Here is a 20,493-nt window from a genome sequence, read left to right on the forward strand (position 1 = left end):
GGGCCCGGGCCGGACGACTCAACGTTCCGCGCGAGCCCTCCGACAGCCGCGGGCCAACACCCGCAGGGCGCCCAGAGGAGGCGGGGACGCCGAGCCACGCAGCAGCGCGGCCCCCCGCCGCAGCGCCGAGTCGGCGGTCAGCAACTCGATCTCCACGAGCGCCTCCACCAACGCCCGGCTGGGCCCGGGGACCAGGGCCGACAGCTCTCGGGAGGCCAACAGCCCGGCACGGGCCGCCCGCACCTGCTCCTCCACCAACTCCCGTACACCGGCGGACTCACGCCCCGCCGCGAGATCCTCCACGCTGACGGAGAACCGCTTGAGCGTCTCCATCGGCACGCCGAGCCGCCCCTCCCGCAGGTCCTCCGCGAGGTCGTTGACGAAGTCGAGCCGCTGGCCCGCCTCGATGAACGTCCGGCACCCCGCCCGGAACGACCCGTCGTCGGCGTCCGGTCCGACCAAGGAGGCGACGAGCATGAAGCCCGGCAGCGAGTAGGCGTCCACGTACGCCTGGAAATCCGTCTCGGTGGCGAAGCCGTCGAACTCCAACTCGGCGGTGGCCGTGGACAGATACGTCTCCACCACACCGCGAAGCCGCGGATACGTCTCCATGGTGTGCACCAGGGTCCGCATCAGGGGGTCGTCGCCGACGCCCGTCTCCAACGCCCGCCGAACCCGCCCCTCCCAGCTCGCCCACGCCGCCGCACGCTGCGCCCGGGTCCCGGTGTCCAGCAGATTGTCCCCGTGATGCATCACGGCCGTGGCAGCCACTACATGGGGCACCAGGTACGGCGGCAGCAGCAGCCGGGCCGCCACATAGGAAGCCCGCCGAAAACGAGCCACGACGCTCCGTTGCGCCCCATAATCCCCACGCAACCGGGTTCCCCGAACCCCCGCAGCATCAAGACTCCGCTCCCACAAACCCATCCACAGATCGTATGCGCCGGTCACGGATCTGGAGCACCGTGGCCCGCTCCAGGGCGCTGCCCGCCGCGCGAGTACTGTCGTTGGCCGGCCCCGTCCCGGCCAACGCGCCTGCGTTGTTCGACCGGTCGGCTCCTACGGGGTGAAGACCTCTTCGAGACGGTCGATGGCCCCGTTGTCGCCCAGGTGGTACGTGAAGACGAGCCCCGAGTTCGGGTTCGCGTCGAGCCAGTCGAGGAACTCCTGGACGCCGATCTTCTGGTTCGTGGTGCTTTCGACAATGGGGTTGGTCACGGTGACGTACGCGGCCTGGTCCATCGGGATGTACGTCTCCTTGCCGACCGTCTCGAACGGCGCCCCGTCCGAGTCGGGGGTGCCGCATCCCCAGTTGCCGTGCTTCACGATCAGGCTCAAGGACCCCCCTTCGGGCGTGTAGCGGTAGACCGCGATCTCGTCGGGGGAGATGGGCATCTTGTGGTCGCAGTCGTCACCCTCGTCGGAGCCGCCCCCGCCGCCCCCGGACCCTGTCGTGGCGGGCTCGGACGGCTTCGAGGTGGCCGAAGTCCCCCCGCCCGACTTGCCGCCGCTGTCCGCACCCGAGCCCCCGCCCGCGGATGCCTTCGTGTCGGACTTTCCTCCCGCCGTCGTACCGGCGTTCGTCCCCTTCTTGTCCCCCTTGCCACCGGCGCCGCTCGTCGCCGTCACGCTCGGCTGCGCGTCGTCGCCGGCATCGTCCGTGCCCCCGCCCCCGGAGCAACCGGTCAGGCCCAGCGCCGCAGCGGCGCACACGCTCAACACGGCTGTCCGGACGGCGCCGGGTCTGCGTCGGCTCTCCCTCGGCGTCAGGTTCATGTTCCGCCCCCCACTTCGTGGTTCGAGTGCTCTGCGAGCCTCGTCGGCTCGGGTACAAGGGACGAGTTCCAGCCATCGGCAGGTGCGCGTCCTGGCTAGATTCTGCACGCCGCCCGCAGACCGGCCGCAGCCGGTGTCACCCTCACCCGACACAGGTGGCGGGCTCACCCGATGGGCACCGCCCCGCCCGTGACGCGGACGCGGCCGTCCTCGGCGGACACGTCGATCCGCAGGTCGCTCGGGCGACCCATGTCCTCGCCCTGACGGATGCCGATCGTGGACGGGGCGGTGATCAGGCCGAGGGCACGCAGATAGCCGCCGAAGGCCGCCGCGGCCGCGCCGGTCGCCGGGTCCTCGACGACCCCGCCCACGGGGAACGGGTCGCGCGCGTGGAAGAGGTACGGCGACTCGCGCCACACCAGGTGGACCGTCGTCCAGCCGTAGCGGCGCATCACATCGGCGAGGCCGTCGAAGTCGTAGTCCAGGTCGGCGAGGCGGGCCCTGGAGGCAGCGGCGAGGACGAGGTGCTCGTTGCCGCCGAACGCCACATGGGGAGGCAGGGCGGCGTCCAGGTCCTCCACGGACCAGCGCAGGGCTTCGAGAGCCTCTTCCAGTTCACTCGGCGTGGCCGGGCGGGAGTGGGCCGGCACGCTGGTGAGAGTCGCGCGGGCCATGCCGTCGGCGGGGTCGATCGCCGTGACGACGGGAATCTCGCCGACGGGCGTGTCGAAGAGGAGATCGCCCGCGCCCATCCGTTCCGCGAGGGCCACGGCAAGGGCCACCGTCGCGTGACCGCAGAACGCCACCTCGGCGAGCGGACTGAAGTAACGGACCCGGAAGCGGCGCGCGGACGCGTCGCCGGCGGTGACGAAGGCCGTCTCCGAGTACCCGACCTCGGCGGCGATCGCCAGCATCGCCGCGTCGTCGAGCGCGGAGGCGTCGAGGACCACCCCGGCCGGATTGCCACCTGCCGGGTCGTCGGTGAAGGCGGAGTACCGCAGAACCCCGGCCGCCCCCTCGGCCCGTTCCGTCCCCTCGGCTCGTTCTGCCCCCTCGGCCCCCGCACTCGTGCCGATCACACCGTTCTTGTCGTACGCGTCGCTGCTCATGCTCCCAAGCTGCCAGCACCCCACCGATCGCGTCCAACGATCATCACCGATCGAACCCATCGAAGAACCACATAGCTGCAGGCAGCGCCGCAAGCACCTACCCTGGCCGCGTGGACACCCGACTTCTGCAGACCTTCCTCACGCTCGCCCGGACCGGCAACTTCACCGCGGCCGCAGCCGAGTTGCATCTCGCCCAGTCCACGGTCACCGTTCACATCCGCACGCTGGAGCGGGAGTGGGGCACCCGGTTGTTCGACCGGTTGCCGACCGGAACGCTGCTCACCGAGTCCGGGCGACGACGTCTCGAAGGAGCACAGGAAGTGCTCGACGCCGTGGCCCGGCTCCGCAACGGTGGTGCGGGGGCCGGCGAGGACGGTGACGGGGTCGTACGGGGGCGGGTGCGAGTCGGCACCCCCGAGTCGCTGTGCGCGACCAGGATGCCCTCGGTGATCGTCGCACTGCGCACCCGCCATCCCGAGGTGGACGTCGACCTGTACGCGGCCGGAACGGGCGAATGCGTGGAGGGACTGCGGTCCGGGCGGCTGGATCTGGCGCTGCTGCTGGAGGAGGAGGCGGAGCTGCCCTTTCCGGACGTCGCTGCCGAGACGGTGGCGCATGAGGAACTCGCCCTCGTCTGCGCCTCCGGGCACCCCCTTGCGGAACGCGAACACGCACCGACCTGGGAGCGGTTGGCGAAGGAGACCTTCTTCCTGCTGGAGGAGGGCTGCTCGTACAGCGACGCACTGGAACGGCGGCTGCTCGCCGTGCCGGACGCCCGGCCCCGGCTGACCCGGTTCGGCGGCGTCGACGCGGCCCGCTCGTGCGCCGCCGCCGGACTGGGGCTGACCCTGCTGCCGCTGACGAGCGTGGAGGAGCAGGTGCGGCAGGGCAGACTGGCGCGCGTACCGGCGCCGGACTTCCGCGATGTGCCCGTACGGCTGGCCCGCCACCACAGGCGGTGGACATCGCCGGCCGCGGAGGCTCTCGCGGAGGAGATGACGCGGCAGTGGGCGGGCGGGGAGACGCCGGGGGCGACTCTCACCGCACCACGCGGTAGCGGAGGTAGACGACCTTCGAAGTGAAGATGCGGGTGTCGAGGAGTTCGAGATCCACGTGCCGCTCGTGCTGGGGGAAGAAGGAGATGCCACCCCCGACCAGCACCGGGTAGACCCTGGCCCGGTACTCGTCGATCAGCCCCTGCTCGGCGGCCTCGGCGGCGAGCGTCGCGCCGCCGATCGCGATGTCACCCGTCCCCGGCTCGGCCCGCAGCCGCTCGATCTCCTCCGCCAGACCGCCCGAGGCCAGGCGGGCATGGCCCTGCACCGTCGACAGCGTGGTGGAGAACACCACCTTGGGAAGCGGGTTCCAGAGCGCGATCCATTCGCGCTTCGACTCGTCGAGCGAGGGATCCTCGTCGGCGGTCTCCCAGTACAGCATCGTCTCGTACAGCCGCCGCCCCAGCAGATGGGTGCCGACCCCTCGGATCTCGTCGATCCAGGAACGGAAGACCTCTTCGTCGGGCGGAGCCCAGTCCATTCCGCCGTCCGGGCCGACGATGTACCCGTCGAGCGAGATGTTCATCGAATAGGTCACTCTGCGCATCAGAAGTCCTCCTCGGTGACGCGTCCGACGGTACGACCGCCCGCCGCCGTATGTCGTACGACGCACCGTCGGGTGCCGTACTCCGCACCGCCGGTGCTCGTGAAGAACGCCGGTGAGCCGGGAGCGCGTTCAGGGCTCCAGACGACTGAGCGCCTGCATGGCTTCGCGTTCCATCCCCGCGAGTTCACGCAGTTGGGTGCCGGCCTGGACGAGGTACTGGGCGTCGCGGGTCTGCCCGGCTCGGGTGACGAGTGCCGCGGTGTGCGTCCACAGCCCGGCGGCTTCCGCGTACAGCGCGTGCCCCGTGCGCAGGTGCGGGCTGTCGATCTGCTCGGCGCATTCGGCGAGGAAGTCGCGGTAGAGGTTGCGGAAGAGGGCACCGCCGGTACCGGCCTTCTCCATCAGCAGGGCCGCCTGCGGCAGATCGCGCTCGGGATCGTCGCTCCGCCGGAGCCAGGTGGGGACCAGCTTGCCGGCCTTCTCGATGCCCCGGTGGCCCAGGTTGGCGATGGGCGGGTCGAGGAAGGCTTCGGCGCAGGCCGTGATGGCCGGGACGATCCGGTCCCGGGGTGGGGCGGCGTCCGCCGGAACGGTGAGGGTGAAGGAGCGGTGCCTCGCGGTCATCGGCCCGCGTTCCGCCCGGGCCCGGGCGAGACCGTCCAGGCTGGTGGTCACCGCGCCGCCCTGCGGGGCCGTGTCGACGAGATGGGCGTGCTGCTCGTCGTAGCCGTACAGGGCGACGATGTGCCCGCCGAAGTGCACGCGCGAGGTGAAGTAGTCGAGGTGATAGCTGTCGAGTTGCAGTCCTACGGGCCGGCCTGCCTCGACGTCGGCCGTCACGTTCTCCCATGCCTTGCGGGGCGAGGTGGTCTCCTTCACCTGGAGTTCCAGCCCCAGCATGTCCGCGAGGCCGGTGGTGAGAGTGAAGGGTTTGACACGCCCCCCGAGGAAGGGGAAGTCCATGCTTTTGCTGTCCCAGTAGATGAAGGACAGCCCGGCACCGAGCCCGAAGAGCATGGCTTCGGACAGATCGAGTCCTTGATGACGCAGCAGCACCGCGAGCGTGGTGGTCTCGCAGTGCTGCATACCCCGGGCGTCGACGCCGTCGACCATGGTCATGGGGGGTACTCCCAGGGAGGTTGGGGGCGGACCGGATCACCGGCCGTCTGGTCCGGCGTCCGACACGTTACCCCTGTCCGTCCCCGCTCCCGTCGCTCCCGACCTCCCCCACTCTTCCCCGGCCTACGGGTAGTTGGGGATGGGGTGGTCGGGGGTGAGGGCGGCGGCGATGCGCTGGACAATGGTGTGAGCGGTGTGGCCGTCGGGACTTGTGGGCCCTTGTGTGGTGGCGACGGCGATGGCGAGATCCTGGTCGGGCAGGTAGGCCTGCGACGCGGAGTACCCGAAGAAGAGGGGGTGCTGGGCGACCCAGTCCCCGAGGACGAGGACGCCCATCCCGTAGTGGGTCTTCTTCGTGTTGGCGAGGCAGATGGCCCCTGGGCAGGTCCGGGTCGGCTTGCCCAGACCCACGGTGCCGGGGTCCAGGAGCTCCCGGTGGGCATCGGCGGAGAGGAGCGCGCCGGAGCCGATGCCGGTCGCGGAACGGGCGAGGTCGCAGATGTCGGTCGTCTGCACGGCGCCGGGGGCCGTGGTCCAGGAGGGGTTCCAGAAGGTGGACTCCTCGTAGGTGCCCCGGCCGGACGTGAAGGCGTGCAGGACGGGTTCGGGGATCTCGGGCGTGAAGCTGTTACGGGTCTCACGCAGCCCGAGCGGCCCCATGACCTCCTGTTCGAGGAGGACGTCCAGACGGGTCCCGGTGATCTTCTCCAGGGCGGCGCCGAGCAGCACGAAGTTGGCGTGCGAGTAGTTCCAGTTGGTGCCCGGCCGGTACCAGCGCGGCCGACTGGTGGAGACGTCCACCAGTTCCCTGGCCGTCCACTGACGGAACGGGGTGGCGGCGAGGGTCTGGGCGAATCCCGGCGCGGTGACGTAGTCGGCGAGCCCGGTCGTCGACGACGCCAGCATGCGGAGCGTGATCCGCTCGCCGTCCTTGAGGTCGGGCAGCCACTGTGCGACGGGGTCGTCGAGGCGTACCCGGCCCTGGTCCACCAGCCGCAGCAGGGCTGTGCCCATGTAGCTGATGGCGATGTTGCCGTTGCGGAAATGCATGGCGGGCCGCGCCGGAACCCCTGTCATCGATTCGCCGAGCGCGGTGGTGATGATCTCGCGGCCGCCGAGCGTGACCCGCAGGATCACGGACTTGAGCCCCGATTCGGCCTGTGCCTTCTCAGCGATCCGACGGATGTCGCGTGCCTTGCCGCGCCCGGGGGCCGGGGAACTGACGCAGGCCCGGCGATGACCGTCGCGTTCCGCCGCGCCTGGGGCCGTGCGGGCGGCCGTGCCGCTGGACGTGGTGGTGCGGGCTGTGGTGCCGACTGCGGTGGCCGGGGCGCCGAGGGCGAGGAGCGCGGCCAGAGCGGTGACCGCGGCGAGCCGTGGCCGGGGTGAACGGGCTGATCTCATGGGCGGAGTATCGAGGTCGACCACCACGCCGACGGCCGGCCCGACACGGAACCGCGGGAAGATCACCCGTCAGGCGCGTGATCGTGACACACGGGGGAGTGGGGAGAGCGCGGCCAGCAGCCCGCAGATTGCCGGCCGGAGCAGGAGCAGGAGCCGGAGCCGAAGTCCGTAGCCCGCCGATCGCTGGGCGGAGCCCGCGGAACGGAGCCGCATCGCGTCCCAGGAGCCGATCCACCCACTTGCCGGTACCGAAGTGACGTCCGATGATGCGGTGATGACGGCAGGGCACGCACCCACGTACACGAGTCGGCTGCTCACCTCCGAGACCTGGGGTGACTTCGCGGCCCTCGTGGAGAAGCACAACGGGGTGTGGGGCGGTTGCTGGTGCATGGCGTTCCACCCGGAGGGGGTGCGGAACGCCAAGAGCCCGGAGGACAACAGAACCGCCAAACGCGCCCACGTCGACCGCGGTACCTGCCATCAGGTGCTTGTCTACTCCGGCGACGAGTGCGTCGGCTGGTGCCAGTTCGGCCCTCCGGCCGAGCTCCCCACCATCAAGAACGCCGCCGCCTACGCCAGAGACCTCGACCATCTACCCGACTGGCGGATCGGTTGCGTCTTCACTGCCTCAAGGCACCGTGGACAGGGAGTGGCCCGCGCCGCGGTCGGCGCCGCGCTGGAGGCGATCGCGGCGGCGGGCGGGGGAACGGTCGAGGCCTACCCGGAACAGTCCAAGGGTCGACCGCCACAGCGCGGTGCCTACTTCCAGACGGGCCCCGAAGACCTGTACGCGGGCTTCGGGTTCGTCCGCCAACGCAAGATCGCGAAATGGCGGTGGGTGATGCGGCTGACGGTGCCCGAGCCGACCTGACACCACGCTCCCCGTCTCGCCACCAACGCGCCGAGCCCTACAGGCCTCCGAGGCCGACTCCGTCGTTCCCGTTGGTCTCGCCCCCGGACTCCTCGAAGTGATCCCCCATGATCAGCATGGCGACACCGAAGATCAGGACGCCTAGCAGTAGTTCGAAGAGGCCGTACGCCCAGAGCGTGTGATCGGCGAACGCCAGAACGCCCAGTGGGATCGCAGCCACGATCGTGGACACGGCCATGAGCAGACCTATGACACGGTTCTTGTTCAGAACCCGACCCCGATTTCTGCCGGCCATGGCACCCCCTCCCGGAGGCGGGCGGACCCGCCACCGCCCGGAAGTGATACCCGGCATCTCCCCGGGTAACACGCGACTCCCGCCGAACTCGGGCAGGTCGAAGGAGCTCTTACTCGGTGCCGACAGTGCGCAGGGTGGCGAGCACCAGTGCCCGGGTGACGGTGACGACTTCGCTCACGCTGACCTGTTCCAGCGGACCGTGCGCGTGGCGTACGTCGCCGGGGCCGTACTGCAGCGTGGGGATGCCGGCCCCGGAGTACAGTCGCAGGTCACTGCCATAAGGGGCGCCTCGCTCAGAAGGTCGCGGACCGCTGGTGACGTCGGCGTGCGCGTCGCCGACCCGGGCAGCGAGCGGATGCCCGGCCGACAGCCGTCCGCTGGCGAACTGTCCACCGGGCCACGTCACCGTGGCGGGGTGGGAACGCAGCCAGGGGTCGGCCGCGCAGGCTTCGGCCACGCACGCCTCCAGTTCGGTGCGCGCCTGGGCCGGATCCTCGCCCAGCCGGACGCCCAGTCTTCCTTCGACCACCAACAGGTCCGGCACACTGCTGGCCCAGCCGCCGGAATGGACGGTGCCGACGGACAGCGGGTAGGGGATGGGATAGTCGGACATGAGCGGGTCGGCGTCGGCGTTGCGGCGGGCTTCCAGATGAGCGAGCGCGCGGTGGATGGGCAGGTATGCGTCGATGGCGCTCACTCCCACGTATCTGGTGCTGCCGTGGGTGGCCCGGCCGGGTACCTCGACGCGAAAGGTCAGGGCGCCGGCGTTGGCAGTCATGAGCGCGCCGCTGGTCGGTTCGGTGATGATGCAGGCGTCACCGGTGTGGCCGCGTTGGAGGGTGCCGAACGCTCCGAGTCCTCCGTCCTCTTCGCTGACGACAAGGTGCGCGGACACCTGGCCGCGCAGCCTCGCGCCCGCCGCCCGTATCGCGGCCACGGTGGCGAGTATCGCCACCACCCCCGCCTTCATGTCGCACGCTCCTCGTGCGTGCACCACGTCGCCGGTGATCCGGGGACGGAAGGGGTCACCCTCCCACTGCGCCAGGTCCCCGGAAGGGACGACGTCGACGTGCCCCTGGAGGACCAGGGTCGGCCCGTCGCTCTGGGGCCGCGTGCCGGCCACCAGGCCCCACGCCTCCGTGCGAGGGGCCTCGCTGCCGGGAAAGTGGGGGTGGGCACGAAGCTCGGGCAGGTTCATGGACCACAGATCGACATCGAGGTCCATCCGTTCCAGATGCCGGGCCAGGACGTGCTGAAGCTCGGACTCCGCGGCGCTCCCCGTCACGCTCGGGACAGCCAGAAGTTCCAGCAGCAGCCGGGCGATGGCCGCCTCGTCCACCGAGGCCAGTGCCGAGGCTTCCACATCGCTCAGGCTCGCTGTCATCTCAACACTGCTCCCGGCATGTGACATCAGGACAAGCCGGAGACTATGTTCGGCGCACCACGCAAGCAATCGCCATTTGCTGCTCTCGACTGTCGCTTTCTTGCAATGTCAGCGGGTTCATGGCTACTTCTTGCGCCGTCGCAGGCTCTGAGTCGGGAGTGAGGTCATGGACGCCATCGATGAGGCGATCATCCGCTGCGTGCTACACGACGGACGTGCCACGTACGCCGAGATCGGCAAGGCGGCCGGGCTGTCCGCGCCCGCCGCCAAGCGGCGTCTCGACCGGCTGGTGGCCACCGGCGCGATCCGCGGGTTCACCGCTCTCATCGATCCGCAGGCGTTGGCCTGGCATACCGAGGCTTTCGTCGAGGTCTACTGCACCGGCAATCCCACCCCCGCCGAACTGTGCCAAGCCCTGGAGGACATCCCCGAGGTCGTCGAGGCCTGTACCGTTTCCGGCGCCGCCGACGCTGTCGTCCATATGCTGGCCAGGGACATCACCCACCTGGAACAGGCCATCCAACGTGTGCGGGCCACCGCTCCTGTCGAACGGACCGAGAGCGCCATCGTGCTCTCCCGGCTGTTGAACCGGCCTCGCGTGTGATCGACACCAGGGGATCAGTCACAGATCTTGGGACGGCCGGCGGAACTCACCGGCCACCCGAGTCGCCTCGGAGCTGCTTGATCAGTTGGGTCGTGAGGGAGCGGGCGACCTCCTGGAGGTCCCATTCCCCGTCCCGTACCGCCTGGTTGCTGATCCAGAACACCATCAGGTCGCCGCGCACGGCGTGTACGTTCACGCCGTAGGACCAGTCGTTGCCGCCGGAGTGGGTCGCGAGGCTCCTGTCGGGCATGACGACCCACCCGTAGCCGATGGCGTAGCCGTCGTAGCCGGGCAGGCCGGTGGGGGAGTGGGCCGTGAACATCGCGGTCCGCGCGTCGCGATCCAGGAGCGTGCCGTCGGCCAGGGCGCGGTGGAAGCGGTACATGTCGCGGGCGGTGGACAGCAGACCGCCGTTGCCGCGCAGGTTCCAGTACGGGCCGTCGGCGGCCCATCGATGATCCAGCGGCCGCCCCTGGGAGACGCCCCGTTCGTCGTACTCGACCGCGATCCGCTCCGTGTCCCAGCGCGGCAGGACGTAGCCGGTGTCCTTCATGCCGGCGGGAGCGAAGATCTGCTCCGCCAGGAAGTGCTCGTAGTCCATGCCGGAGGCGCTCTCGATGATGGCGGCCAGCAGGCTGTACCCGAGGTTGGAGTAGGAGAACTTCGTGCCGGGCGGGGCGACCAGCTCGGACGTGACCGCGCCGTCGATCATCTCCTGGCGGGAGACCGGATCGTAGTCGTCCCCCAGGGCCTCGGGCAGGCCGGAGGTGTGGGTGAGCAAGTGGTGGATCGTGATCGCGCGCTTGTCCGCGGGGACATGTCCGACGAACTCGCTGATCCTGTCGCTGACCCGCAGCTTTCCCGCCATCCGCAACTTCATGATCGCCACCGCCGTGAACGACTTGGTCATCGACATGAGGTCGTACACCGTGTCGCAGGTCGCCGGGGTGCCGTGGGCCCGATCGGCCGTCCCGTAGCCCGCGCAGTGCGTGATCTCACCGCCGCGGGCGGCGATCACCGTACCGCTCCCGTCGCGGGGGAGGGACTTGTCGAGGATCGCCTGGATGGCATCGTCCGTGGGATCCGGCGTCGGGGTGGAGGGAGAACCGGTGCTCGGCGGGCGTCGGCGGACTTCCTCGGCCCCGCTGCGGATACTGCAGCCGACCAGGGCCAGCACCAGCGCGTAAGACAATGCGCACACGACAGGGGCACGGAATGCGGGCAGCCTCATGCGGAGTCCTCGCGTAGCTGCCGACAACGGGCCCGCGAGTTCGCCACGGGACGTCCATGAGGCCGACGCGACGATCGTACAACCCGCTTGGCTGCCCGACCCCGGCCCGCCTCACCCTCCCCGCCCCCTCACGCCACCCTGACCACGGCCTTGCCGCGCGCGTGTCCCTCCTCCACGTGGCGCACGCCCTCGGCGGTGTCCTCCAGCCGGTACGCCCGGTCGACGACCGGACGGAGCTGTCCCGCCTCGATGAGTGCCGCGACGGCGAGCAGGTCCTCGTGGGTCGGCCCGGCCGGGGCGGACGGGAGGATCGGCCGGAGCCGCTGCCGGACGACGGCGTTGACCGCGCTCAGCCGCAGCATGGAACCCATCGCCCCGAACACGTGGCCGGGCGAGCCACCGCCGTTGGCGACCAGAACTCCTGTCGGGGTGAGCGCCCCGCGCAGCCGGCTCAGCGGGCGGTTGCCCACGTTGTCCAGGATCACGTCGTACTGCCCGCGCCGGTCGGTGAAGTCCTCCCGGCCGTAGTCGACGACATGCACCGCGCCCAAGGAGCGCACCAGGTCGGCGTTACGGCCGCTGCACACCCCTGTCACCTCCGCGTCCGACGCCGCGGCGATCTGCACGGCGAACGTGCCCACGCCACCGGCGGCCCCATTGATCAGCACACGCTGTCCGGCCCGCACCCGGCCCACGGTGCGGATGCCGCGCAGGGCGGTCACCGCCCCCATCGGCACGGCCGCGGCCTCCTCGAAGGTCAGGGCGGACGGCTTCGGCACCAGCAGGTCCGCGGTGGTGCGCGCGTACTCCGCGAAGGCGCCCGGGCAGAACCCCAACACCTCGTCGCCGGGCCGCAGTTCGCGTACCTCGGCGCCGACCGCCACAACCTCTCCGGCCGCGTCGATACCGGCCACCGGGTACTTCGGCCGGGTCAGCCCCACACCTCCCACCAGCCGCGCCACGTACGGGTCGCCCCGCAGCATGTGCCAGTCATAGGGGTTGAGCGCGGCGGCACGCACCCGCACCAGCACCTCGGTGGCCCGGATCTCGGGCCGGTCCACGTCTGCCGACCGCAGCGTCTCCGGCGGGCCGAACCGCTCCTGAACGATCGCCTTCACGGTGCCTCCCTGATGTCAGGTGTACGCCGTACACCCATGGGCCTGATGACGGAAAGGTAGGTGTACGGCGTACACCCGTCAAGGGAAAATGCGGCCGGAGGTGAGGAGAAGGGGAGCGCGTCGGCCGGTCAGGGCGTACGGAGCAGCCGCTCCAGGCCGTCCAGCGTCAGGTCCAGGGCGAACTCGAACTCGAACTGGTCGTCACAGCCTGATCCGACGACAGAGTCCGTGTCGTGCGTGACCGCCATGGCCAGTGCGGCGACGTGGGGGTAGCGCGCGGCCATCGCCTCCGGCGACATCGCGTCCGGATCCGGTTCACGGTCGGCCCCTGGGCGGGAGGGGGTGTCCTCGAACAGCTCCTGGGAGAACCCCAGCAGGCGGCTGCCCATGACGTGCAGGGCGTGATGGACGAGGTCGAGCGAGAACCCCCCGTCCCGGAAGACCCCGATCATCGAGTCCAGGTACTCCATGACCGCGGGGGTCGGAGTGGTCCGCGCCTTGACGCGCGACTCGATGACCTGGGCCGCCCACGGGTGGCGCAGCAGCATGCGGCGGGCCGACAGCACGCGCCCGCGAACGGTGGTCTTCCAGTCGGTGTCGCGGGCCGGCGGGTCGATCTCCCGGACAACAGCGTCGATCATGCCGTCCAGCAACTCGTTCTTGTTGGCCACGTGCTTGTAGAGGGCCATGGGTACGACACCGAGGGACTGCGCGATCCTGCGCATGCTCAGCGCGTCCACTCCGCCCTCGTCGGCCAGGGCGACGGCGGCGCCCAGAACCCGCTCCGTGCTCAGAGGCGCGCGAGAGCGCCCGGCGTAGCCGGCCTGCATGGTTCTCTCCACGACTCCCTCTCGTCCGGACAAGGCTCCCTCTCGTCCGGACAAGGCCCGGAGCCGACGATGCCTTCCGATGACGAAGGTACAGGTTGACGCGTCACATCCGGGTCGGGCCCAGGACTTCGGCCCGATCTCCCCGGACCGGTGCGGCCAGTACGTCCACGGCGGCGGTGAACAGCCACGGCAGCCGCTGAGCGAGAGGCACGAGCGCCCCGCGAACCGGGGGCACCCGCGTCGCGCCGAGCAGCGCGTGGGTCAGCCACCGGTAGCGCCGCGTGAGCCGACGCCACTCCCGTTCGTAGCCGGCCACGTCACCTTCGACGACGGCCCGGACGGCCGCCTGCGCCTGCGCGAGCGCCAACGCGATGCCTTCCCCGGTCAGGGCGTCGACATAACCGGCGGCATCGCCGACGAGCAGCACGCGCCCGGCGGTACGCGCGCTCGCGTCCTGGCGCAGCGGGCCCGCCCCCCGTACCGGCCCGGCCGGGGCGGACCCGGCCAGCCGCTCCCGCAGTTCGGGGAAGGCGGCGAGATGGTCGTCGAAGGATCCACGGGCGGCGGTGAGCACCGCGACGCCCACGAGATCGTCGGCCACCGGGGTCACATAGGCCTCTGCGCGCGGAGCCCAGTGCACCTCGACGTGATCGCTCCACGGGGCGAGTTGGTAGTGGCGCCGCAACCCGTGCCGCGATCCCCGCCCCGCCCCGCGCCCCGATCCGTCCCCCGCCGTGCTTCCCGATGCGTCCCCCGCCCCGCGCCCCGATCCGTCCCCCGCCCCGTGTCGCGAGCGGATCCGGCGTGGCCGGTCGAGCCCCAGGGCCCGGCGGATCGGCGAGTGCAGGCCGTCCGCCGCGACCAGATGGGCGGCACGGGTGCCGTCGACCCGCACACCGTCGTCGTCCTGTTCGACGCGACGCGCGGTGCGCTGCTCGATCCGTACGCCAGCGTCGAGCACCGCCTCCCGCAGCGCCGCGTGCAGCGTCGTACGACGGACGCCCCGGCCGGGGCCCGCCGCGAAGTCCGCGTCGACCCGGTGCCGTTCGGCCACATAGCGGATGCCGCGCAGGGCCTTGCCGGGCGGGTCCAGGCCGAGCGCCGCCAGGGCGGTGACGGCGCCGGGCATCAGCCCTTCACCGCACGCCTTGTCGACGGTGCCCGCGCGTTGCTCCCACACGGCGACGTCGAGCCCGGCGCGGGCCGCGTGCAGGGCGCTGGCCAGGCCTGCCGGTCCTCCGCCCACGACGAGCAGGTCCATGGGTGGTCTCCCTCAGGTCAGTTGGGCCAGGGCGGCGTCCTCGGTGCGGATGCGGGTGGCGAGCAGGAGCCCGTTCAGCGTGGTGAAGGCGACCGCCGTGACCCACGCCGAGTGCACCAGGGGGAGCGCGAGCCCCTCCGCGACGACGGCGACGTAGTTGGGATGCGGGATCCAGCGGTAGGGGCCGTCCGCCACCCGCGCGGCGCCCGGCACGACGATCACCCGGGTGTTCCACTGCCGCCCCAGGGTTGCGATGCACCACCAGCGCAACGCCTGCGAGGCCGCGACGACGGCGAGCATGGACCAGGCGAGGACCGCCGCGGTGTCCGGCCGGCGCAGCCACACCTCCACGAGCGCGCCGACGAGTAGACCCGTGTGCAGGACCACCATGAAGGGGTAGTGCCCCCGCCCGGCCTCGACGCCGCCCCGCGCGAAGCTCAGGGCGGCGTTGCGCCGGGACACGACCAGCTCGGCCACCCGCTCCAGGCCGACCGCCAGGACCAGGACGGTGAACAGGACCTCGCTGCTCACGGCGCACCACCCGGAGCACGCAGGAGTACGAACTCGGAGCAGAAGCCCGGCCCCATGGCGAGCATGAGCCCGTGGGAGCCCGGCGGGGGCGGACGCTCGGCCAGCGTGTCCGCCAGGACGTGCAACACGGAGGACGAGGACAGGTTGCCGATCCGGCGCAACGAGTCCCAGGTCATGCGCAGCGCGTCCCGCTCGACCCCGAGGGCGTCCTGCAGCGCTTCCAGCACCTTGGGCCCGCCGGGGTGCGCCACGTACCAGCCGAGGTCGTCGCGGGTCAGGCCGTGGTCGGCGAGGAAGCCGCGGACGTCTTCTCCCACGTGATGACGGACCAGGTCGGGGACGGAGGGATCGAGCACGATCTTCAGCCCCCCGGCACCCACGTCCCAGCCCATCATGCGCTCCGAATCGGGATAGAGACGGCTGCGCGATGCGAGGACCTCCGGACGTACCGGGTCGTCGGACTGCGCGAGCGGGTGCTCGGCCCCGACGGCGACCACGGCCGCGGCGCCGTCCCCGAACAGCCCGCCGGCCACGATGTTGGCGGCCGAGGTGTCGGTGCGCTGAAGCGTGAGCGAGCACAGCTCGACCGACATCAGCACCGCGACCCCGTCCGGGCGACCGCGCAACAGGTCGTGCAGACGGGCGACACCGGCCGCTCCCGCCACGCAGCCCAGGCCGACGAGCGGCAGGCGCACCACATCGGGACGCAGCCCGATCTCCGCCGCGACACGCGCCTCCAACGAGGGGACGGCGAGGCCGGTCACCGTGCACGACACGATGTAGTCGACGTCGGCCGGCGTGAGGCCCACGCCCTTGAGCGCGTCCACGACCGCCCGAGCGCCGAGTTCGACGCCGGCCCGGATGAAGACGTCGTTCGACTGGCCGAAGTCCTGAAGCCGGGCGTACTCCTCCAGCGGGAGCACGGTGTGCCGGGTCTCGACGCACACATTGCGGTGCATCCGTTCGACGACGCCGTGTCGGGTCGGCTCGTCGACCATCATGGTGGTGGTGATTAACTCGGTGATGTCCTCCTGCCGATGACGATGCTCCGGCAGGACGCCGCGAACGCTGACGATGCGCGTGCTCATGAGGTCTCCGTTGTTCCTGTGGGTCCTGTGGCTCCGGTGGGTCTTCTGAGTTCCTGAGACGTCATGGATGGCTGCCAGGTGTCATCGGCCGGCCGCCAGGAGCAGGAAGACGTCGAGGAGGGCGATGGCCACCGCGACGCGGAACGGAGTACGGGCCGGGGCGACCAGCGTGAGCAGCGCCAGGACCGTCACCAGGGCGAGGACCGCCCACGCCCAGGCCGGCGGTGCCCCCGGGGGGCCGAGCACGGCGAGCAGGGAGGCGGCGGACAGCAGCCCGGCGGCGAGAACGCGGGAGCGGCGTTCCCCGATCCGGTGCGGGAGGCCGCGGACACCGGTCCGTTCGTCGTCGACGAGGTCGGGCAGCGCGTTCAGCAGGTGCGCCCCCACCCCGAGTGTGGCGCTCGCGCCGGTCATCCACAGCGGGGCCCAGCCCCGGGCGGGGTCGGCGAGAGTGACGACGGAGGGCAGCGTCCCGAACGCGCAGGCGTACGGCGCCCAGGACCACACGGTCGCCTTGAGCCCCAGGTTGTAGGCGTGGCCCGCGCCGGTGGCGAGGGTGGCGTTGAGCAGCGAGCCCCGCCAGTCGGCGAGCACGGACAGCACCAGGCAGGCGCATGCCGCCACGACCAGCGCCGTCACCGCCCGGCCGACCGGCAGGGCCCCGGTGGTCAGCGGCTTGTCGGCGCGGCCGACGGCGCGATCACGACGGAGGTCCAGCAGATCGTTGCCCCAGCCGATCGTGAGCTGACCGGTGAACACCGCCGAAGTGACGGCGACGACGTCGAACGGGCGCAGCTCGGCACGCAGCGCGAGCAGGGCCGTGACAGCGGTGACCGCGAGCGCGGGCCCGCCGTGGGCGGCGACGAACAGCGCGGGCATGGAGGGCGATCCGGGGCGGGCCGGAACCGTACGGGCGGTCACGGGCATCGCAGCACCTCGACCGGTCCGGCAGGCGTGATCACCAGGGACATACAGGATCGCTGCCACGCCACCGGCCCACTCACACGAGGCGGTCCGGCATTCGGCGGACGCCCCCAGTAACACCGCCACCTGTTTCCTCGCCGACGACGACGCAGAATAGGACCATGGACAGGGACGTCCTCACGGTCTCGGGCGTGCGGGACAGGATCGGCAAAGCACTCTTCCGGCGCGTCGCGGGGCCGGACGGTCCCGCGAACCGTGCCCGTATCCACAACACACCGGGCCCGCGCTGGTTCGGCCCGGACCGGCCCATCCGCGTCGTGCACGGCGACGCCTCCATGTTCATCGGCGGACTGCGGGCCCTGTTGCTGCAGTCCCTGCACCCCCTGGCCATGGCCGCCGTGGCTGCCCACTCCGGGTATCGCGGCGACCCCTGGGGACGACTGCAACGCACCAGTACGTTCCTGGCCGTGACGACCTTCGGAACCGCCGACGACGCCCGCAGCGCAGTCGAACGGGTCCGCGCGATCCACGAGCGGGTCAGGGGGACGACGACGGAGGGCGAGTACTACCGGGCCGCCGACCCCCATCTGCTCGCATGGGTGCACCTCACCGAGACGGACAGCTTCCTGCGCGCCCACGAACGCTTCGGGGCGCGGACCCTCTCCGCCGCCGACTACGACGGCTACGTGGCCGACACGGCGAAGGTGGCGACGGCCCTCGGGGTAGCGGACCCACCCCGCTCCCGCGCGGAACTCGACGCGCGCCTCGCCGCGTACCGTCCGGAACTCCGTGCCACACCGGAGAGCAGGGCAGCCGCACGCTTCCTGCTCATACACCCACCTCTGCCGATCGCCGCCCGCCCCGCCTACGCCCTGCTCGCCGCCAACGCGGTGACCTCCCTCCCGGAGTGGGCCCGCACCCTGCTGGGCCTCCCTCACCTCCCCGGTCTGGAGGGCGTCGCGATACCGCTCACGGGCCACGCCCTGACGAGGGCGATCAGATGGAGCATGCGGCCCCCGGCATAACCCGTGGCGTCCGGGCCGCGCCCTCAGGCAGGCGGACTGCCCGGCGCCCCGCACCCGCACCGCCCCGCGTGCGCACGCCCCGCGTGGCGACGGCAGTCCCGCCTTCGCCCGCAAGGCCTGGCCTGAGCGCTACCCCGCCCCGGAGGCCACCCCGTCGTCGACGGGCACGCCCAGGCGGCCGGCCACCGTGGTGAGGGCCGCTCCCAGCGGGAGGGCGACCCGGGTGACGGCGTGCCGGTCACCCCGAGTGGCGTCCCGGTTGACGATCAGCACGGGCGTCCCGGTCTCGGCCGCCTGGCGGACGAACCGGAGCCCGGACATCACGGTCAGCGAGGAGCCCAGGACCAGCACGGACGCCGCCCGGCGGACCAGGGAGCGGCAGTGCTCGACCCGCTGCGGCGGAACGGTCTCCCCGAAGAACACCACGTCCGGCTTGAGGATGCCGCCGCAGACGGCGCACGGCACGACACGGAAGTCCCCGACCTGCTCGTCGGTGAGATCGGCGTCGCCGTCCGGGTTGATCCCGGCGGCCACCGGCGCGAAGCCCTCGTTGGCCTGCTCCAGCCGCCGGGCGAGTTCACGGCGCGGGCTGAACGCGCCGCAGGAGAGGCAGACGACCCGGTCGAGGCTTCCGTGCAGTTCCACGACACCCTCACTGCCGGCGGCCTGGTGCAGACCGTCGACGTTCTGGGTGATCACACCCGAGAGCAGCCCGCGCCGCTCGAACGCGGCCACGGCGCGGTGCCCGGCGTTGGGGCGAGCACGGCCGAAGGTGCGCCAGCCGAGGTGGCTGCGCGCCCAGTACCTGCGCCGCGCCCGGGCGCTCGCCGTGAAGTCCTGGTACGTCATCGGGGTGTGCCGGCTCAGGCTGCCGCCCTCGCCGCGGTAGTCGGGGATGCCCGACTCCGTGGAGATGCCCGCCCCGCTGAGCACCAGCACACCACCGGAACGCAGGGCGTCGGCGACGGGTCCGAGATCCGTGGTGCCCGGCGGAAGGTCCTCGGTGGGAGACCAGCTCAAGGTGGGGCGCGTGCGCATGCCGCCCAGGGTACGAAACATGCCCCGGCCAATGTCTCCCCGTTGAATCCCCCGGCGAACGCCTCGTCGCGTGCCTGATCTGTCCGCACACCCGGCCGGAACCGTCCGCCCCTCCCTCGTCGTCTAGTGCGCTGACTGTGCGCGAAGAGGACCATGGGGGACGTTGTGGCGCGGAACGTGACAAAGGCCGGGCTTGTGGTGATGGCCATGCTGACGATGCTCGGGGCCTCGGCCTGCGGTGGTGAAGCCGGTGCGGCGGCCGAGGGGGACCGCGGGACGTCCGGCGCGGCCTCGGCCTCGACCTCGCTCGACATCGAGGGAAAGTCGTCCGGGCTCGCGCAGACGGCGGCGTCACCCCTCACCCGGAAGGTGCCGTGGAACCTGGACATCCTGGACCAGCGCGCGCGACCCCTGAACGGCAAGTTCACCACCAACGCCACGGGCAAGGGCGTTCACGTCTATGTGATCGACACGGGGATGGACATCGCCCACAAGGAGTTCGGCGGACGCGCTCACCGCGGCGCCGACTTCGTCGGCCCGAAGGACTCCGGTGACTGCTTCAGCGAAGAGGGCGTCGGCCACGGCACCTTCGTCGCGGGCGTCATCGGCGGGGCGAAGTACGGCGTGGCGCCCAAGGCGGAACTCGTACGCGTCCAGGGCATCCTCTGCGAGAGCGGCGGCGGCGGATCCCGGGCGGCGGCCGAGGCCGCCCTGGTGAAGTCGGTCAAGTGGGTCACCGCCCACGCGCAGAAGCCCGCGGTGGTGAACATGTCGCTGAACCTCGACCGCAGGTCGGCGGCCCTGGACGCCGCGGTGAAGAAGATGGTCGACGCGGGGATCCCGACGGTGGTGTCGGCCGGCAACTTCCGCGACGACGCCTGCAAGCACTCCCCGGCCGGCGTCCGCGGCACGATCGTCGTCGCGGCCTCCACCTCGAAGGACCGGGTCTGGAACGACACCGCCTCCCACGGATCGGGCTACGGGCGGTGCGTGGACCTGTACGCCCCCGGCCAGAAGGTCACCGCCGCCCTCGCCGGCGGCGGTACGGTCACCGAGGAATTCGGCGCGACGTCCTGGGCCGCGCCGCACGCGACCGGCGTGATCGCGCTGTACCTGTCGGCGCACCCCCGAGCCACGGCCGACGAGGTGCACGTCTGGCTCGACCGTACGGCCACCCGAGGCGTCGTACGGGGTGTCCGGGCCGACACCCCCAACCGACTCCTCAACACCGGCGGCATCTGACCCACCGCGGTCGCCCGGACCCTGTTGTCCCGGCCCGGTCG

At 71.4% G+C, this 20,493-nt stretch carries 21 protein-coding genes; 5 read left to right on the forward strand and 16 right to left on the reverse strand.

What is annotated here, in order from left to right:
• Positions 1-18: 18 nt before the first annotated feature.
• The 3 genes from M8J73_RS07815 to M8J73_RS07825 all read right to left on the reverse strand — a co-directional run bounded on the left by M8J73_RS07815 (position 19) and on the right by M8J73_RS07825 (position 2,885).
• Positions 19-843 carry a phytoene/squalene synthase family protein gene (locus tag M8J73_RS07815; protein ID WP_308408337.1) on the reverse strand — a complete coding sequence of 275 codons (825 nt, stop codon included), beginning with the start codon at positions 841-843 and terminating at the stop codon, positions 19-21.
• Positions 844-1,059: 216 nt separating this feature from the next.
• Positions 1,060-1,776: a hypothetical protein gene (locus tag M8J73_RS44725; protein WP_274757683.1), complete on the reverse strand. Its 717-nt coding sequence runs from the start codon at positions 1,774-1,776 to the stop codon at positions 1,060-1,062.
• 164 nt (positions 1,777-1,940) lie between these two features.
• Positions 1,941-2,885, reverse strand: a complete 945-nt coding sequence (locus M8J73_RS07825) for a PhzF family phenazine biosynthesis isomerase (RefSeq protein WP_249828388.1) — start codon at positions 2,883-2,885, stop codon at positions 1,941-1,943.
• 110 nt (positions 2,886-2,995) lie between these two features.
• Here M8J73_RS07825 and M8J73_RS07830 point away from each other — a divergent pair, with 110 nt between their 5' ends.
• Positions 2,996-3,967, forward strand: a complete 972-nt coding sequence (locus M8J73_RS07830) for a LysR family transcriptional regulator (RefSeq protein WP_079055098.1) — start codon at positions 2,996-2,998, stop codon at positions 3,965-3,967.
• Here M8J73_RS07830 and M8J73_RS07835 read toward each other — a convergent pair.
• The 3 genes from M8J73_RS07835 to M8J73_RS07845 form a co-directional block, all read right to left on the reverse strand.
• The gene (locus M8J73_RS07835; protein ID WP_055541268.1) at positions 3,924-4,487 is read right to left on the reverse strand and encodes a dihydrofolate reductase family protein; all 564 of its coding nucleotides are present in this window, start codon (positions 4,485-4,487) and stop codon (positions 3,924-3,926) included. The genes M8J73_RS07830 and M8J73_RS07835 overlap by 44 nt on opposite strands.
• Positions 4,488-4,616: 129 nt before the next feature.
• On the reverse strand, positions 4,617-5,606 hold the full coding sequence (locus M8J73_RS07840) for a BtrH N-terminal domain-containing protein (RefSeq protein ID WP_055541267.1): 990 nt from the start codon (positions 5,604-5,606) through the stop codon (positions 4,617-4,619).
• Between the two features lie 123 nt (positions 5,607-5,729).
• The gene (locus tag M8J73_RS07845; RefSeq protein WP_249828389.1) at positions 5,730-7,010 is read right to left on the reverse strand and encodes a serine hydrolase domain-containing protein; all 1,281 of its coding nucleotides are present in this window, start codon (positions 7,008-7,010) and stop codon (positions 5,730-5,732) included.
• A gap of 274 nt (positions 7,011-7,284) precedes the next feature.
• On the opposite strand from M8J73_RS07845, the gene M8J73_RS07850 reads away from it, so the two are divergent.
• A complete protein-coding gene (locus tag M8J73_RS07850) occupies positions 7,285-7,881 on the forward strand; it encodes a GNAT family N-acetyltransferase (RefSeq protein WP_055542070.1) in 597 nt (198 codons plus the stop codon).
• A 37-nt stretch (positions 7,882-7,918) separates the two neighbouring features.
• Here M8J73_RS07850 and M8J73_RS07855 read toward each other — a convergent pair whose 3' ends face one another.
• Complete coding sequence (locus M8J73_RS07855; RefSeq protein ID WP_169797931.1) at positions 7,919-8,119, reverse strand: hypothetical protein; 201 nt, start codon at positions 8,117-8,119, stop codon at positions 7,919-7,921.
• 166 nt (positions 8,120-8,285) lie between these two features.
• Entirely contained in the window at positions 8,286-9,560 is a 1,275-nt protein-coding gene (locus M8J73_RS07860; RefSeq protein WP_055542068.1) for an ArgE/DapE family deacylase, read from the reverse strand.
• Between the two features lie 166 nt (positions 9,561-9,726).
• Between M8J73_RS07860 and M8J73_RS07865 the strand changes: the two genes are divergently transcribed.
• Positions 9,727-10,164, forward strand: a complete 438-nt coding sequence (locus M8J73_RS07865) for an Lrp/AsnC family transcriptional regulator (protein ID WP_055542067.1) — start codon at positions 9,727-9,729, stop codon at positions 10,162-10,164.
• Positions 10,165-10,210: 46 nt separating this feature from the next.
• Here M8J73_RS07865 and M8J73_RS07870 read toward each other — a convergent pair whose 3' ends face one another.
• The 7 genes from M8J73_RS07870 to M8J73_RS07900 all read right to left on the reverse strand — a co-directional run bounded on the left by M8J73_RS07870 (position 10,211) and on the right by M8J73_RS07900 (position 17,150).
• Positions 10,211-11,395 carry a serine hydrolase domain-containing protein gene (locus M8J73_RS07870; protein ID WP_079055175.1) on the reverse strand — a complete coding sequence of 395 codons (1,185 nt, stop codon included), beginning with the start codon at positions 11,393-11,395 and terminating at the stop codon, positions 10,211-10,213.
• 128 nt (positions 11,396-11,523) lie between these two features.
• Positions 11,524-12,513, reverse strand: coding sequence for an NAD(P)-dependent alcohol dehydrogenase (locus M8J73_RS07875; protein ID WP_055542536.1), 990 nt, complete (start codon positions 12,511-12,513; stop codon positions 11,524-11,526).
• 128 nt (positions 12,514-12,641) lie between these two features.
• A complete protein-coding gene (locus M8J73_RS07880) occupies positions 12,642-13,343 on the reverse strand; it encodes a TetR/AcrR family transcriptional regulator C-terminal domain-containing protein (protein ID WP_055542535.1) in 702 nt (233 codons plus the stop codon).
• Positions 13,344-13,446: 103 nt separating this feature from the next.
• Positions 13,447-14,604: an NAD(P)/FAD-dependent oxidoreductase gene (locus M8J73_RS07885; protein ID WP_249828390.1), complete on the reverse strand. Its 1,158-nt coding sequence runs from the start codon at positions 14,602-14,604 to the stop codon at positions 13,447-13,449.
• Positions 14,605-14,616: 12 nt separating this feature from the next.
• Entirely contained in the window at positions 14,617-15,135 is a 519-nt protein-coding gene (locus M8J73_RS07890) for an isoprenylcysteine carboxyl methyltransferase family protein (protein ID WP_055543070.1), read from the reverse strand.
• Positions 15,132-16,301 (reverse strand): type III polyketide synthase, encoded by a 1,170-nt coding sequence (locus tag M8J73_RS07895; RefSeq protein WP_283946406.1) that lies wholly within the window; start codon positions 16,299-16,301, stop codon positions 15,132-15,134. Before M8J73_RS07895 ends, M8J73_RS07890 begins: the two co-directional genes overlap by 4 nt.
• 3 nt (positions 16,302-16,304) lie before the next feature.
• Complete coding sequence (locus tag M8J73_RS07900; RefSeq protein WP_079055282.1) at positions 16,305-17,150, reverse strand: UbiA family prenyltransferase; 846 nt, start codon at positions 17,148-17,150, stop codon at positions 16,305-16,307.
• Positions 17,151-17,308: 158 nt separating this feature from the next.
• On the opposite strand from M8J73_RS07900, the gene M8J73_RS07905 reads away from it, so the two are divergent.
• The gene (locus tag M8J73_RS07905; RefSeq protein WP_055543073.1) at positions 17,309-18,172 is read left to right on the forward strand and encodes an oxygenase MpaB family protein; all 864 of its coding nucleotides are present in this window, start codon (positions 17,309-17,311) and stop codon (positions 18,170-18,172) included.
• Positions 18,173-18,301: 129 nt separating this feature from the next.
• Here M8J73_RS07905 and M8J73_RS07910 read toward each other — a convergent pair whose 3' ends face one another.
• On the reverse strand, positions 18,302-19,210 hold the full coding sequence (locus tag M8J73_RS07910; RefSeq protein WP_249828391.1) for an NAD-dependent protein deacetylase: 909 nt from the start codon (positions 19,208-19,210) through the stop codon (positions 18,302-18,304).
• Positions 19,211-19,417: 207 nt separating this feature from the next.
• On the opposite strand from M8J73_RS07910, the gene M8J73_RS07915 reads away from it, so the two are divergent.
• A complete protein-coding gene (locus M8J73_RS07915; RefSeq protein WP_240501149.1) occupies positions 19,418-20,452 on the forward strand; it encodes a S8 family peptidase in 1,035 nt (344 codons plus the stop codon).
• The last annotated feature ends 41 nt before the right edge of the window (positions 20,453-20,493 follow it).

It is taken from the genome of Streptomyces neyagawaensis (genome assembly GCF_023516595.1).
In the GTDB taxonomy this organism is placed as follows: Bacteria; Actinomycetota; Actinomycetes; order Streptomycetales; family Streptomycetaceae; genus Streptomyces; species Streptomyces neyagawaensis.

Coding starts and splice junctions, on each gene's coding strand:
- M8J73_RS44725 (WP_274757683.1), bottom strand. CDS start 1,776: ATGAACCTGACGCCGAGGGAGAGCCGACGCAGACCCGGCGCCGTCCGG.
- M8J73_RS07825 (WP_249828388.1), bottom strand. CDS start 2,885: ATGAGCAGCGACGCGTACGACAAGAACGGTGTGATCGGCACGAGTGCG.
- M8J73_RS07835 (WP_055541268.1), bottom strand. CDS start 4,487: ATGCGCAGAGTGACCTATTCGATGAACATCTCGCTCGACGGGTACATC.
- M8J73_RS07840 (WP_055541267.1), bottom strand. CDS start 5,606: ATGACCATGGTCGACGGCGTCGACGCCCGGGGTATGCAGCACTGCGAG.
- M8J73_RS07845 (WP_249828389.1), bottom strand. CDS start 7,010: ATGAGATCAGCCCGTTCACCCCGGCCACGGCTCGCCGCGGTCACCGCT.
- M8J73_RS07850 (WP_055542070.1), top strand. CDS start 7,285: ATGACGGCAGGGCACGCACCCACGTACACGAGTCGGCTGCTCACCTCC.
- M8J73_RS07855 (WP_169797931.1), bottom strand. CDS start 8,119: ATGGCCGTGTCCACGATCGTGGCTGCGATCCCACTGGGCGTTCTGGCG.
- M8J73_RS07860 (WP_055542068.1), bottom strand. CDS start 9,560: ATGACAGCGAGCCTGAGCGATGTGGAAGCCTCGGCACTGGCCTCGGTG.
- M8J73_RS07865 (WP_055542067.1), top strand. CDS start 9,727: ATGGACGCCATCGATGAGGCGATCATCCGCTGCGTGCTACACGACGGA.
- M8J73_RS07870 (WP_079055175.1), bottom strand. CDS start 11,395: ATGAGGCTGCCCGCATTCCGTGCCCCTGTCGTGTGCGCATTGTCTTAC.
- M8J73_RS07880 (WP_055542535.1), bottom strand. CDS start 13,343: ATGCAGGCCGGCTACGCCGGGCGCTCTCGCGCGCCTCTGAGCACGGAG.
- M8J73_RS07885 (WP_249828390.1), bottom strand. CDS start 14,604: ATGGACCTGCTCGTCGTGGGCGGAGGACCGGCAGGCCTGGCCAGCGCC.
- M8J73_RS07900 (WP_079055282.1), bottom strand. CDS start 17,150: ATGCCCGTGACCGCCCGTACGGTTCCGGCCCGCCCCGGATCGCCCTCC.
- M8J73_RS07905 (WP_055543073.1), top strand. CDS start 17,309: ATGGACAGGGACGTCCTCACGGTCTCGGGCGTGCGGGACAGGATCGGC.
- M8J73_RS07910 (WP_249828391.1), bottom strand. CDS start 19,210: ATGCGCACGCGCCCCACCTTGAGCTGGTCTCCCACCGAGGACCTTCCG.
- M8J73_RS07915 (WP_240501149.1), top strand. CDS start 19,418: ATGCTGACGATGCTCGGGGCCTCGGCCTGCGGTGGTGAAGCCGGTGCG.